Origin of the sequence: Streptomyces sp. NBRC 110035 (genome assembly GCF_000829695.1) — a bacterium.
Lineage (GTDB): Bacteria > Actinomycetota > Actinomycetes > Streptomycetales > Streptomycetaceae > Streptomyces.
The window spans coordinates 279,867-293,623 of the sequence record NZ_BBNN01000027.1 but is presented as its reverse complement, the minus strand read 5'-3'; the positions used below and the strand labels follow the sequence as shown (position 1 = coordinate 293,623).

Here is a 13,757-nt window from a genome sequence, read left to right as displayed (position 1 = left end):
CCACCGGCGAACGAGGCGACTTCGCTCCACTGGCCCTGAACCGACAACCGGGGAAAGCGCTTTCTCACCGGGAGAATAGGGCGGTCCGGACCAGCCTGGCAAGGCTCCGGACGCCATGAGTGCGCTCTTTCGTATCTCATACACCAGATGCTGTTCACACTCATCCGGCGTCGGGGAGGGGGGAGTTCGGAGGAAACCCGTCCGGGCCGCCCCTCACGCGGCGCCGCGGCGGGCTCGGCCAGGACGAGACCGGCGACCGGACCGGCGACGTCTGCGACAAGAGGCCGGGCCATGGGCCACCGCCTCCCGGCCGAAGGCATCCGGACTACGGTCCGGACAAACGCACATGCGGGCCTTTCGCTCTGACAGAGCAGCTGATGCAAGACGAAAGAGAATTTTCAGCTTGCACCTGCGGCAGTATGATCGGCGCATGCACGACCGCCCGATCGGATCGTGAGAAGCAGCAGGCAGAGGGAGCAGCCCTGTGACGACCCGCCCCGCACACCGGACCCGTCCGTCCCGCTCGGGCCGTCCGTCCCGCTCGGGTCGCCGGATGCCGATGACGCGGGTGGCCTGTGCCGTCGCTGCCCTGCTGCTCGTTCCGGGGGCCGCGACCGCCTGCTCCCCGTCCTCCGACCGCGGTTCCTCGCCGGGACGCGGGGACGCGCGCGCGTCGGGCGAGCTGTCGGGCACGGTGACCGTGTTCGCCGCCGCGTCCCTCACGGAGAGCTTCACGACGCTGGGCGAGCGCTTCGAGAAGGCGAACCCCGGTACCGGGGTCACGTTCAGCTTCGGCGGCAGCGACAGCCTCGCCGCCGGTATCACCAGCGGTGCCCCCGCCGACGTCTTCGCCTCCGCCAGCCCCGGGACGATGAAGATCGTCTCGGACGCGGGGGACGCCGCCGGCACCCCGGCCACCTTCGTCCGCAACCGGCTGGAGATCGCCACCCTGCCGGGCAACCCGGAGGGCGTCTCCTCGCTGGAGGACCTGACCGACCCGAAACTGAAGGTCGTCCTGTGCGACAGGGAGGTGCCGTGCGGGTCCGCGGCGCAGACGGCGCTGGACGCCGGCGGCCTCGGACTCACCCCGGTGTCGTACGAGCAGGACGTCAAGAGCGCGTTGACGAAGGTCGGGCTGAAGGAGGCCGACGCCGCCCTCGTGTACAGGACCGACGTGCGCGCGGCGGGTGACAAGGTGGAGGGCGTGGACTTCCCCGAGGCCGCAGAGGCCGTCAACGACTACCCGATCGCCCTGCTCGAGGACGCCCCGAACGCCGAGGCGGCCGAGGCGTTCATCGCGTACGTGCGGTCCGAGGAGGGTCAGCGGGTGCTGGCGGACGCCGGGTTCCTGACGTCGTGACCCCGGCGGACACCTCCGGCACGGGGGCCGGCACCCGTGAGGGCCTCCGCGGAGACCGCCGTGAGGGCGCCGGTCCGCGGCGGCGGCGCACGGGGGCGGTGGGCGGGCAGGGCGTACCGCTGCCCCTGCTGCTGCCCGCGCTGCTCGCGCTGGCGTTCCTGCTCGTGCCGCTGCTCGCGCTGCTGGTCCGGGCCCCGTGGCAGAGCATGCCCGAGCAGCTGACCAGCCCCGCGGTGTGGCAGGCGCTGCGGCTCTCCCTGGTGTGCGCCACCGCGGCGACGGCGGTGAGCCTGGTCCTCGGTGTACCGCTGGCCTGGCTGCTGGCCCGTACGGAATTCCCCGGCCGGGGCCTGGTGCGGGCGCTGGTGACGCTGCCGCTGGTGCTGCCGCCGGTGGTGGGCGGTGTCGCCCTGCTCATGGCGCTCGGCCGCAACGGCATCGTCGGGCAGTGGCTGGACCAGTGGTTCGGCGTCACCCTGCCGTTCACGACGGCCGGGGTGGTGGTCGCGGAGGCGTTCGTGGCGATGCCGTTCCTGGTCATCAGCGTCGAGGGCACGCTGCGGGCCGCCGACCGCCGGTACGAGGAGGCCGCGGCCACGCTGGGCGCGTCGCGCTTCACCGCGTTCCGCCGGGTCACGCTGCCGCTGATCGCGCCGGGCGTCGCGGCGGGCTCGGTGCTGGCCTGGGCGCGGGCGCTGGGCGAGTTCGGGGCGACGATCACCTTCGCCGGCAACTTCCCCGACCGGACCCAGACCATGCCCCTGGCGGTCTACCTCGCCCTGCAGAGCGCCCCGGAGGCGGCCGTCGCCCTCAGCCTGGTCCTGCTCGCCGTCTCGATCGCGGTGCTGGCCGGCCTGCGCGACCGCTGGCTGACCACGTCATGACCGGCACCGGAAGGCGCGAGCACGACGGCCCCGCCGGGGCCGCCTCCGCACTCGGCAAGGGCCCCGACGGTCTCGACGCCCGCCTCGTCGTCGACCGCGGCACCTTCCGCCTGGACATCGCGCTGACCGCCGCGCCGGGTGAGGTCGTCGCCCTGCTCGGCCCGAACGGTGCCGGCAAGAGTACGGCGCTGCGCGCCCTGGCCGGTCTCACGCCCCTCACCACCGGGCACCTCCGCCTGGACGGGAGGGAGCTGGACCGTCTTCCGCCCGATTCCCGTCCCGTGGGTGTCGTCTTCCAGGACTACCTGCTCTTCCCCCACCTCACCGCCCTGGACAACGTGGCCTTCGGCCCCCGCTGCCGGGGCGCCACGAAGGCCCGGGCGCGGGCGACGGCCGCCGTGCTGCTGGACCGCATGGGCCTGGCGGACCACGCCGGGTCCAAGCCCCGCCGTCTCTCCGGCGGCCAGGCCCAACGCGTGGCCCTCGCCCGCGCCCTGGCCACCAGCCCCCGGCTGCTCCTCCTCGACGAGCCCCTCGCCGCCCTGGACGCCCGTACCCGCCTGGAGGTACGCGCCCGACTCCGCCGCCGTCTCGCCGCGTTCGAGGCCGTCGCCGTCCTGGTGACGCACGATCCGCTCGACGCGATGGTGCTGGCCGACCGTCTGGTGGTCGTGGAGCACGGCAGGGTCGTCCAGGAGGGGACGCCCCGGGACATCGCCCGTCACCCGCGCACCGACTACATCGCCCGGTTGGTCGGCCTGAACCTCTACACCGGCCGGGCCGAGGGCCACACCGTACGGCTGGACGGCGGCCCGACGGTCACCACCACCGAGGACCTGACCGGCCGGGTCTTCGTCGCGTTCCCGCCCGGTGCCGTGACCCTGCACAGCAGCCGCCCCACCGGTTCCAGCGCGCGCAACCTCTGGCACTGCGAGGTGGGCGGGATGGAGACCCACGGCGACCAGATCCGCGTGGACCTCACCGGCGGCCTCCCCCTGGCCGCCGACCTCACCACGGTCGCCGCCGCCGAACTCGGCCTCCACCCGGGCGCGGACGTCTGGGCCACGGTCAAGGCGACCCAGACCCACGCCTATCCGGTCTGACCGGCGTCGGGACCGGTCAGACCGAGCGGCTCGCCGAGAGGGTGCGAGCCGGTCCCTTCCCGCACCATCGCGCGAACGGTGAGGCGTTCGCCGGGGAAGAGGGCGAACAGCGCGACCCGGGACACGAGCGGTTTGCCGGTGCGTCGGCGACGCGCGGGGTCGGCTCCTGGCGAGAGGTCCTCGACGTCGAGGTGGTCGGTTCCCGCGTGTACGAGCACCTCGTGGAAGCGCAGCGACTCGTATCCGTCGTCGGACTGCGGTCGACCGGTGAACAGCGCAGTCTCCGACTCGCCGAACGACGCCAGCGGCCTGCCGTTCAGCATGCGGGCGACGTCCCGGTCACCGGTCGGGTCGACCCCCGTGACACCTCCGGAGAGGTGCTCCGCCGCCGCCCAGGACCCGTCGCCCGGCCGGGCCGAGAAGTAGAGCTCCTCGGCGAAGCAGCCGTCCTTGCGCGGGTGGAGGAGCAGCACGAACCCGAGATCGCCACGCAGACACGTGTCGGCGACGACGGCCCCCGTCGTGCTGCGCAGGCCGGCGAGCGCGGTACGCATCGCACGGACGTCCTGCGCGCACCCGGACGCGACGGCCAGCGCGGTACGAGCGAGCTCCGCCAGATTCCCGGCCGCCCTGCCCGGGGCCGTCACGGCCGCCGTTCTCCGACTGCCGACACGAAGGAGGCCCGTCCACCGGCCCGGAACACCGGCACCGGGCCGTGCGGCACCTTGCTGTCCCGCACGGGAACGACGGCGGCGAAGTCGTCGCAGACCTCGACGCACGCTCCGCCGTCCTGGTTGCTGTAGCTGCTCCTGCGCCAGGACACGGCAGTCAGGTCTACCGGTCGCACGTGACGTCCTCCAACCTTCGCAGGATGAACTTCCGCGACTCCGCTGGCCGATCGTCCCGCCCTTTTCCATCTTACCGAACAGGGACCAGTCCCAGCCCAGTCGTTCGCCGGGGGCCCGCAGGCTCGTCCCGCTTGCGGCCCGTAGCGTCCGCAGTTCCTCGGCGAAGCGCCGGCGGGCGACGAACAGGAGGCAGCGATGCCGGACGCGGTGGTCGTCGGAGCCGGGCCCAACGGTCTCGTCGCGGCGAATCTCCTCGCCGACGCCGGATGGAGCGTCGAGGTCCTGGAGGAGCAGCCGGAGCCCGGCGGCGCCGTCCGCAGCGACCGCGGCGTACACCCCGACTACGTCAGTGACGTGTTCAGCTCCTCCTATCCGCTCGCCGCCGCCTCCCCGGTGCTGGCGGACCTGCGGCTCCACGAGGAGGGGCTCGGCTGGAGCCATGCCGCCCGCGTCCTGGCGCATCCCCTGCCGGACGGCCGGTGCGCGGTCCTGGAACGCCGGAGCGAGGACACGGCCGCGGGCCTGGACGCGTTCGGCGCGGGCGACGGGGCAGCCTGGCTGGCCCTGTGCGAGACCTGGAACCGGATGGGCCCCGACCTTCTCGGCGCGCTGTTCACCCCCTTCCCGCCGGTGCGGTCCGCGGCGCGCCTCGCCGTGCGGCTCCGCGCCTCCGGGGGCCTGCGCCTGGCCAGGACCCTGCTGCTGCCCGCCCGGCGGCTGGGAGGGGAGGAGTTCCGCGGCGAGGCGGGCAGGCTGCTGATCGCGGGCAACGCGCTGCACGCGGACCTGGCACCCGAGTCGGCGGGCAGCGGCGGCTTCGGCTGGCTGAAGTCCATGCTCGGCCAGGCCTACGGTTTTCCCGTCCCGGTCGGTGGATCCAGTGCGCTCACGACGTCCCTGGTCCGGCGGCTGGAGCGGCGCGGCGGCGTGGTCCGCTGCGGCGAGCGGGTGAGCGAGGTGGTGGTGCGGGGCGGCCGTGCCGTCGGCGTCCGCACGGCGGGGGGCGAGTCCGTACCGGCGTCCCGTGCCGTGCTCGCCGACGTCTCCGCGCCCGCGTTGTACGGCGGGCCGGTCGACGCCCGGCACCTGCCCGGCCGGCTGCTGGACGATCTCGTCCGGTTCCAGTGGGACTTCGCCACCTTCAAAATCGACTGGGCACTCGGCGGGCCCGTGCCCTGGACCGCGCAGGAGGCCTCGACGGCGGGCACGGTCCATCTGGCCGACGGCGTCGACGGCCTCACCCGCTTCGCCGCGCAGATCGCGACCGGCCGCGTGCCCGGCCGTCCCTTCCTCCTCTTCGGGCAGATGACCACGGCCGACGGCACCCGCTCCCCGGCCGGTACCGAATCGGCGTGGGCGTACACCCATGTCCCGCACCGGATCAAGGGCGACGCGGGCGAGGACGGTCTGACCGGAGCCTGGGACCGGCGGGAACAGGAAGCCATGGCCGACCGCGTGGAGAGCGAGGTGGAGCGCTGGGCACCGGGGTTCCGTTCCCGCATCAGGTCCCGCCGTCTTCTCCCGCCGCCCGCGCTCCAGGCCCTCGACGCGAACCTGTACGGCGGGGCGATCAACAACGGCACCACCGCGATGCACCAGCAGCTGGTGTTCCGCCCCACCCCCGGCACCGGCCGGCCGGAGACACCGGTGAAAGGGCTGTACCTCGCCTCGGCCGCCGCTCACCCCGGCGGCGGCGTCCACGGGGCCCCCGGCGCCAACGCGGCCCGCGCCGCGCTGCGCGGCCGGACCCGAGCCGCCCTGCTCGGCCCCGCACGCGGCGTCCTGGACCGACGGGGCAGGGAGGGCAGCCGCGGGGACGGCCCCGAGCTCCCGAAACCCTGACACGCCGGTGCCACCCGGCAGAGGCAGAGCCTCCTCCGGCTCCATCGCGGGGAAGCCGGCGGTGCGGCGCCTCTGACCTCCTACCGAGGCCTGCACGATCGCGCCCGGCTCGCGGCCGTGCAGTACGTCCTCCAGGACGCCCTCGCCGCCCTCGCCGCCGGGCCGGACGGCGTTCCTTTCCGGCCTTTCCGGCCTTCCGGCCTTTCCCGCCGGATGAACCGCGCGGGCCGCGGGCGCGGCGGATGCCACCGGACGGCTACGAAGTCCAGGGCCGCTCGGGGGAAGGATCCGCTCACCGCGTCTCCTTTCGGCCGCCGGGGGGAACCCGTGGGTGCATGACGACGCGATCTGAGCTCCCCGGCATGGCCGAGTCGTACTGGATGGACACGGCGCCCGGTGTCCGGCGGCCGGCACTGGACACCGACGCGACGGCGGACGTCGCCGTGATCGGGGCGGGCATGGCAGGCCTGAGTACCGCCTGGGAACTGACCCGGGCCGGACGGAAGGTGGTCGTGCTGGAGGCGGACCGCGTGGCCGCCGGGGTGACCGGCTACACGACGGCGAAGCTCACCGCGGCTCACTCGCTCGTGTACGGGCGGCTGCGCCGCACGCGCGGGAGGGAGGGCGCACGCCACTACGCCCGCTCCCAGCAGGCAGCGGTGGAACGGGTCGCCTCGGTGGCGGCGGAACTGGGGGTCGACTGCGACCTCGAGCGGTCGTCGGCACTGACCTTCACCACTGCCCCGCGGGAACGTCCCTCGTTCGAGGCCGAGGCCGAGGCCGCCGCGGAAGCGGGGCTGGACGCCCGCCTCGTGACGGACACGGACCTGCCCTTCCCCGTGGCCGCAGCCGTGCTCGTGGCGGACCAGGCGCAGTTCCACCCCCGCAAGTACCTTCTGGCCCTCGCGGACGACATCACCGCACGGGGCGGTGTCATCCACGAACGCACCCGGGTGACCGGCCTGTCCGAGGGCAGACCGTGCAGGCTGACGACGGAGCGGGGCGCGACGGTCACGGCCGGGGACGTCGTCGTCGCCACGCACTACCCGGTCTTCGACCGGGCGCTCCACTTCGCGCGCCTGTCACCGCACCGCGAACTGGTCGTCGCCGCACCCCTGCCTGCCTCCGGGGCGCCGAAGCACATGTACATCACGGACGACATGGGCAAGCGGTCCGTGCGGACCGCTCCGCTCGACGACGGCCGGCGGCTGCTCATCGTCACGGGCGAGAGTTTCACCCCCGGTACGGGGGACGGCCACGAGCGCTTCCTGCGGCTGGACGCCTGGATGCACGAGCACTTCGCAGTCGGCGACACGGCCTACCGGTGGGCCGCCCAGGACAACGACGTGAGCGACGGCGTGCCCCTGGTCGGCCCCTTCCATCCGGGCGCACGCCACGTGTACGTGGCGACCGGCTTCGGCGGCTGGGGCATGAGCGGGGGCGCCATGGCCGGACAGCTGCTGGCGTCCACGCTCACCGGCACGGAACCCGAGTGGGCGGGCCTGTACGACCCACGCCGTCTGTGGAGCACGGTCCGGGAGGGCGCGACCCTCCTGAAACAACAGGCCGAGGTCGCCCGGCACTTCGTGGGTGACCGTCTGAAAACCACCCACGTCGACTCCGTCGCCGAGATCACCCCCGGTTCGGGTGCGATCGTCCGGGTCGGAGGGCGCCGCTGCGCCGTCTACCGCGACGAGGGCGGAGCCACCCACGCCGTGTCGGCGCGCTGCACACACCTCGGCTGCCTGGTCGCCTTCAACGAGGCGGAGACCGCCTGGGAGTGCCCCTGCCACGGCTCGCGGTTCGGGGTCGACGGCGAAGTGCTCCAGGGTCCGGCCCTGCGTCCACTGCCTCCCCGCACGGTCTGAGCGGGTCCGGACGGCACGGCGGCGGCGCCCGGCTGCAGTGAGCGCCTCGGTGAGGGTATCGGTGGGGGAGAGGACGGCGTCGGCCTGGTGGGCGGGGCGTCGTCGTGCGCGGGCGGTGCGGAGCAGGGCCTTGGAGGCTGAAGCCGACGAAGCGCAAGGCGGCCGCGGCGGTCGGGGTCGCGCCGGCGTGGGCGGCGGGCAGCCCGGCTTGGGCGGTCCCCTCGCGGGCGGCGCGGACGGCGCGGGTGCCGGTGACGAGGGCCGGGACGCCGCTGCCGGCCGGATGCCCGGTGAGCGTGTCGGCGGGCACCGGGTCGGTGCGGTGAAGGGGAGGTGCGGGCCGGGGCTCGGGGTGGTCATGACGGTGCTTCCGGGCGGTGCGGGCCGGGGCCGCCGGATGCGGGTCCGGCGTTCGCGGTCTTGTCGGTCCCGGCCGGAATGTGGCCGTCGGAGTCTCCGTCGGTGTCTCCGTTCTGGCCTCGGGTGGCGATGAGGGACCAGGCGATGGAGACGGTGATGGTGGCGACGATGACGCCGAGGGTGAGGGGGATGGGCAGCTTGCCGACGGGGGTCTCGGACAGGATGAGCTTGACGCCGGCGAAGGCGAGCAGGACCGCGAGGCCGTAGTGGAGGTAGGCGAAGCGGCGCAGCAGTCCGGCCAGGCAGAAGTACAGGCTGCGCAGGCCGAGCACGGCGAAGGCGTTGGCGGTCCACACCAGGAAGGTGTTGGTGGTGATCGCGAGGATCGCGGCGACGGAGTCGACGGCGAAGATCAGGTCGGTGGCCTCGATCGCGACCAGCGCCACGAACAGCAGGGTGGCCACCCGCCGGCCGTTGGTCTTCGTGAAGAAGCGGCCGCCGTGGAACCTCGGGTCGGTGGGGACGACCTTCTTGACCAGGCGGACGATGATGTTGCGGTCGGGGTGGATCTCCTCGTTCTTGGAGACGGCCATCTTGTAGCCGGTCCAGATCAGGAACGCACCGAAGAGGTAGGCGGTCCAGAAGAACAGCTGGAGCAGTTCGGCGCCGACGAAGATGAACACCAGCCGGAAGACCAGCGCTCCGACGACGCCCCAGAACAGGACTTTGTGCTGGTAGGCGTCGGGGACGGCGAAGAAGGAGAAGACCAGCGCGAAGACGAAGACGTTGTCGATGGACAGTGCCTTCTCGATCAGGTAGCCGGCGTAGTAGGTGGTGGACACCTCGCTGCCCTGCCAGACGAGGAGGACCAGGCCGAAGGCGAGACCGATGGCGATCCACACCCCGGACCAGAGGGCCGCTTCCCTGAAGCCGATCACGTGGTGGTCGCGGTGGGCGACGAGGTCGACGGCGAGCATGACGGCGATCACGAGGGTGACGGCGGCCCACACCCACAGCGGGACGGTGAACGACAGGTCATTCATGGTGCATCGGCTTCCTCTGACGGATCGGGAGGGCGGTCGAGGGCGGCGGCCGTGCCCTGGCGGGTCACGGAGGGGAGCCGGGCACGGGCCGCCGGTCCACCGGGGCGCCCACCTCCCTGGTCGTGCGGGTCGCCGGGCGGCGGCCTGCGGCGGCGCGGCCGTGTCGCGAAGGCGGCGCACAGGGCGCCGACGACCAGGTCGACCAGTACGAGCAGCACGACCGGTGCGAGCAGCCACCACGGCGCGCCGGCGCGGTCGGGCCGTCCATCACGTCTCCTTCGGCGGGGCGGCCGCCGCCGACGGGCGCCGGTCGGCCAGTGCCCACACGGTGCGTACCGCGGTGGGTGGCGGGCCGGCCGGTCCGAGGACGGCGCCGGCGAGGGGCGTCACCGAGCGGGCGGCGGGGTCGACGGCGTAGACGAACGGTCCGCCGCGCACGGCGGAGGCTTCGGTCAGGCCGTGCGCGTCCAGGCCGGCCGGCCCCCGGCTGGAGGCCACCACCAGCGGCGAGTGGTGCCGCGCGGCCAGGTCCAGCACCCCGCCCGCGGCCCGTAGCCCCGGCGGCTCCTCCGCGGCGGCCGGGGCGCGGTGGGCGACGGGGATGTAGCCCACCCCGGCGTGCCGCAGCCGGGGCAGCACCCGGGCCGGGAACATCCGGACGGTGGAGGCGTCCGCGCGGGCCGCCGTGGCCGGGAGCTGCCGCTGTGCGGGCAGCACGGCGACCAGCAGCACCGGGGCCTTGCGGGAAGCGGCCAGGCGGACTCGTACAGGCGTGCGTCCCGAGCGGTGTGAGGTGCGCGCCGTCCTGGGCGACCCGGCTCCACGGGCACCGGGGATCCCGTGTCCCGGGCGGACCGCCTCCCGGACCTTCGACGCGGCCTTCTCCGCGGCAGCGGGCAGCCGTACCGCGCCGTCCGGCGCCTCGGTGCGGCCACACCTGCGCACCACTCCGACGCGCCCGTGTGCGGGGCGTCCCGGGATTCATGCCTCGCGGACTGTAGGCGGGTACGGACCGGGACGCGCCACCCGCTTTCCCCGATGTCCTTGCGGGCTTCCCCCCCCGATGTCCTTGCGGGCTTCCCCTCCGATGTCCTTACAGGAGGACCTTCCCGGGGTCCGGTCCGGGGTCCTCGGGGCTTCCCGGTTCGGGAGGCCGTGGGGCGGGGAGCGGCGGGGTGCGGGGGGAGGTGCTCTGGCCGGGGGTGGCCTGCCCGGTCTGCTGGGGCGGGTGCGCCTGGGAGAAGAGATGCCGGACTCCGGTGGTGTCCAGGATGCGTTCCAGGAACGGGGGCGGGTCGTCCAGGTTCAGCCGTATGTTCCGCGCGCTGGTCTTGCGGTGGATCATCAGAAGGACGGAGATGCCCATGGAGTCGCAGAACCGGAGTTCTGCGCAGTCCAGGCGCAGGTCCTGCAGGTCGGGGTGGGTGGTGAGGCACTGTTCGGCCTGCTCCACCAGTTCGTCGCAGGTGTCGTAGTCCAGGTCGCCGGCGAGACGGAGGTGTGCGGTGCCCTGCCCGGCTTCCACGGTGAGGGTGAAGGGGCGGTGGGGCTGGGGGATCATGCGGGAGCTCCGGGGTGTGCTCCGGCTGGTACGGGCGCGCCGTCCAGGGCGGAACGCGCCCGGTCGAGCAGCCGGGTGGATCGGGGGAAGTCCTTGAGTTCGGTGGCCAGGATGTCCAGTGCGGGCTGCAGGGACCGGGCGGGCACGCGGCGTGCGCTGAGGATGCCGGCCGTCCAGGTGATGAACGTGGTGAACAGCTCGTCGTCATCGGTGTAGAGGGCCACGGCCAGGAACTCGACGATGTGCGCGATGTCCTCGGCGGTGCGCTCCCGCTGGGGAGCGGTGTAGGCGGCCACCGCGGGGAAGCGGTCGTCCATCCGTGCGAAGACCTCCTTGACGAGCTGCCCCTGCGAGCGGGCGACGAGCGTGTATTCCTGGTCGGCGAGGTGGGGCAGGTCATCGATCCGCTGCCGCCCGGTGGCGAGGCCGGACGCGGGGATTCCGTCGGCGAGCCGGCGGGCCGCGGCGCGTGCGTCGGGGGCCCAGGCGTCGGCTCCGAGCAGACGGGCGAAGCGGCCGTCGGGGCCGAAGGCCGCTCCGCCGACGAGGACGGGGACTCCGACGGCCTGGCAGGCGGTGATCGCCGCGTGGGCGACGGGCAGCCGGGTGGGGATCGAGGAGGAGAGCGCGACCGCGTCCACGGCGTTGTGGTGGAGGTGGTCGATGAGGTGGGGGGTGGGCACCTGGGCGCCCAGGAAGTCGACCTGCCAGCCACGCAGGGTGAGGACTTCGGCGAGGAGACGGGCCGGCAGGACGTGCCATTCCTGGTCCACGCACGCCACGGTGACACGGCCCAGAGCAGGAGCGGTGCGGGCGGCGGGGTGGTGGGCGAGGACGGCGATGATGCGCTCGGTGATGGCGCTGGCGGCATGTTCCTGCGCGACGCTCAGACGGTTGGCCGCCCACTCGGTGCCGACCTTCGCCTGCACCGGGGCGACGAGATCCAGCAGAACCGTCTCCGCGCCCACACCGTCCTCCAGGGCGGTGAGGACGATCTCTGCGGCACGGTGTTCGTCGCGGCCGGTCAGCGCCGTCCACAACCGGTCCCGAAGGGCCTGGAGGCCGTCGGGACCGGAGTCGTTTCTCGCGTTCATGCGGTGCACCTGCCCCGAGTGTGGCCGTTCACCGCGCTCAGGCGGGTCGTGTGCGGAGCACTGATGACGACGACGGCCATGTCGTCGTGGCTGCCGTCGCGCAGCCACTGCGAGGCGAGCATCTGGATCCGCTCGACGACGGCCTCCCCCGGCATGCCGGCGCACTCCGACAGGGCTTTCTTCAGACGCTCTTCGCCGAACAGTTCGTCGCCGAGCGGCCCACCGCGGGCCTCGGTGAATCCGTCGGTGTAGAGCAGGCACGTCTCGCCGGGTTGCAGCACCGTCTCGACCGAGCGGGCCTCGATCGTCGGAAGGGCCCCGATCAGGGAGCCGCGCGTGGGAACCTCCTCGACGCTGCCGTCCGTACGGACCACCAGGGGCGCGGGGTGGCCGGCCGAGGTGAGGCGCAGCCGCACCTGGTTCTCCGCGCGCTGCACCGAGGCCATCACCAGGGTCGCGAAGCGGGTGTGGTGAGAGGTCAGGAGCGCTCCGTTGAGAAGCTGCAGCACCCGCTCGTGGTCGTCGGCCATGGGCACCAGCGCCTGCAGGGTGTTGCGGATCTTGCCGGTCAGGACGGCCGCGTCCAGGCCCTTGCCGCACACGTCGCCCAGGACCACCAGCGACGCGTCGGCCGTGGTGCTGCCGGGGTGGACGTCGTAGAAGTCGCCGCCCACCCGCTCGCTGGCCCCGGCGGTCCGGTAGCCGCCGGCGATCTCCACCCCGTTGAGCCGTTCCAGTCGAGGAGGAAGCAGGTCACGCATCAGGGTCTGGGTGATGGCGCTCTGCTCGCTGTAGAGGCGGGAGGCGGACAGGGCGGCGCCGGCCCGGGCGGCGAACAGCCGGGCGAAGATCTCCTCGTTCTCGCTGAACTGCGCATGATCCGTGCTGCGCAGCAGGACCAGGGCTCCGGCGGGCACGCCGTGGCCGGGCAGGGGGGTCACGACGACCGACCGGACCGTCCCGTCGAAGCCCTGCGGGACGACCCAGTCGGGCAGTGCCGCAGGGTCGATCCAGCGTGAGGGGACGGGCGGGAACCCCTGCAGCGCCTCGCTGAGACCCGGCAGCCCGGACGGATCGGCCGTGACCACGGTACGGGTGACTTCCTGACCCGCGACGCCGTGCGCGACGGGCAGCCTGCTGCCGGACGGCGGGGCGACGACGACCGCCACGTCCGCGAGGAACTCGGTGGCCATCTGCGCGGTGGCGGCCATGCATCTGTCGGGGTTCAACGAGGCCAGCAGGGTGCTGAACGCCTCCGCAAGGAACCTGGTGCGTTCGCGCTCGGTGGCGAGCGTCTCTTCGGCGAGGCGGAGGTCGGTGTCGTCGACCAGCCACCACACCACCTTCCCGTCCCGGCTCCGGGTGGGGTGCGCCTCGAAGCTGTGGGCCGCGATCCACCCCGACACCGAAGGCGGGTCCCCGGCATCCCGGTGCTCCGGGTGCTCCGGGGCAGGACGCCGCCCGTCCACGACCGCTTCCAGGTGGGCCCGGGCCAGCCAGTCCGGGACCGCGTCCAGCATGTTCGCCCCGGGCACCGCGCCTTCCAGGAGGAGGGTGGCCGCGGGGTTCGTCTCCACGACGGTGCCGACCTCGTCGGCCACGATCATGGGGTAGGGGGCAAGAGTCCACAAGCCGGACGCGGAGCGCTGCTCGGGTATCGACACGGGGACTCCCTCGGTTGAGGCCATGAAAAGGGCCCGCCCGGGGCGAACCGCACCACCCTTCCCGGTGGACGAAAAATACTTAGCTCGCGGCAAGCATTACCCAGGCGCGTCCTCGATGGCAACCCACCCT

At 73.5% G+C, this 13,757-nt stretch carries 12 protein-coding genes and 1 pseudogene; 5 read left to right on the top strand and 8 right to left on the bottom strand.

The annotated features are described in order from the left end of the window. Positions 1–553: 553 nt before the first annotated feature. The 3 genes from modA to TU30_RS37365 are packed head-to-tail and all read left to right on the top strand — an operon-like array spanning position 554 to position 3,347. Positions 554–1,360, top strand: coding sequence for a molybdate ABC transporter substrate-binding protein (gene modA / locus TU30_RS18230; RefSeq protein ID WP_234307899.1), 807 nt, complete (start codon positions 554–556; stop codon positions 1,358–1,360). Next, positions 1,357–2,244, top strand: coding sequence for a molybdate ABC transporter permease subunit (modB, locus tag TU30_RS37370; RefSeq protein WP_042171290.1), 888 nt, complete (start codon positions 1,357–1,359; stop codon positions 2,242–2,244). The genes modA and modB overlap by 4 nt, the downstream gene beginning before the upstream one ends. Next, positions 2,241–3,347, top strand: a complete 1,107-nt coding sequence (locus TU30_RS37365; protein ID WP_042171288.1) for an ABC transporter ATP-binding protein — start codon at positions 2,241–2,243, stop codon at positions 3,345–3,347. Before modB ends, TU30_RS37365 begins: the two co-directional genes overlap by 4 nt. Here the strand turns inward: TU30_RS37365 and TU30_RS36540 are convergent. The 3 genes and pseudogenes from TU30_RS36540 to TU30_RS37360 form a co-directional block, all read right to left on the bottom strand. Further along, a complete protein-coding gene (locus TU30_RS36540; RefSeq protein ID WP_199816870.1) occupies positions 3,335–3,901 on the bottom strand; it encodes a hypothetical protein in 567 nt (188 codons plus the stop codon). The two genes, TU30_RS37365 and TU30_RS36540, sit on opposite strands and share 13 nt — an antisense overlap. Positions 3,902–3,990: 89 nt before the next feature. Next, positions 3,991–4,194, bottom strand: coding sequence for a DUF397 domain-containing protein (locus TU30_RS18210; protein WP_042171286.1), 204 nt, complete (start codon positions 4,192–4,194; stop codon positions 3,991–3,993). Between the two features lie 46 nt (positions 4,195–4,240). Beyond that, positions 4,241–4,381, bottom strand: a pseudogene (locus TU30_RS37360) (XRE family transcriptional regulator); the annotation flags it as partial. Positions 4,382–4,390: 9 nt separating this feature from the next. On the opposite strand from TU30_RS37360, the gene TU30_RS18205 reads away from it, so the two are divergent. Both TU30_RS18205 and TU30_RS18200 read left to right on the top strand, forming a co-directional pair. Beyond that, positions 4,391–6,037 (top strand): NAD(P)/FAD-dependent oxidoreductase, encoded by a 1,647-nt coding sequence (locus TU30_RS18205; protein ID WP_042171283.1) that lies wholly within the window; start codon positions 4,391–4,393, stop codon positions 6,035–6,037. A 335-nt stretch (positions 6,038–6,372) separates the two neighbouring features. Continuing rightward, positions 6,373–7,905, top strand: coding sequence for an FAD-dependent oxidoreductase (locus TU30_RS18200; protein WP_042171281.1), 1,533 nt, complete (start codon positions 6,373–6,375; stop codon positions 7,903–7,905). A gap of 356 nt (positions 7,906–8,261) precedes the next feature. Here TU30_RS18200 and TU30_RS18195 read toward each other — a convergent pair whose 3' ends face one another. The 5 genes from TU30_RS18195 to TU30_RS18170 form a co-directional block, all read right to left on the bottom strand. Then, positions 8,262–9,308: a TerC family protein gene (locus tag TU30_RS18195; RefSeq protein WP_042171278.1), complete on the bottom strand. Its 1,047-nt coding sequence runs from the start codon at positions 9,306–9,308 to the stop codon at positions 8,262–8,264. A 267-nt stretch (positions 9,309–9,575) separates the two neighbouring features. After that, entirely contained in the window at positions 9,576–10,040 is a 465-nt protein-coding gene (locus tag TU30_RS37355; RefSeq protein ID WP_234307898.1) for a universal stress protein, read from the bottom strand. A gap of 361 nt (positions 10,041–10,401) precedes the next feature. Beyond that, positions 10,402–10,869: an STAS domain-containing protein gene (locus TU30_RS18180; protein ID WP_063837641.1), complete on the bottom strand. Its 468-nt coding sequence runs from the start codon at positions 10,867–10,869 to the stop codon at positions 10,402–10,404. Further along, positions 10,866–11,963 (bottom strand): B12-binding domain-containing protein, encoded by a 1,098-nt coding sequence (locus TU30_RS18175; protein ID WP_042171272.1) that lies wholly within the window; start codon positions 11,961–11,963, stop codon positions 10,866–10,868. The genes TU30_RS18180 and TU30_RS18175 overlap by 4 nt, the downstream gene beginning before the upstream one ends. Next, positions 11,960–13,651: a SpoIIE family protein phosphatase gene (locus TU30_RS18170; protein ID WP_370626671.1), complete on the bottom strand. Its 1,692-nt coding sequence runs from the start codon at positions 13,649–13,651 to the stop codon at positions 11,960–11,962. Before TU30_RS18170 ends, TU30_RS18175 begins: the two co-directional genes overlap by 4 nt. Between the last annotated feature and the right edge of the window lie 106 nt (positions 13,652–13,757).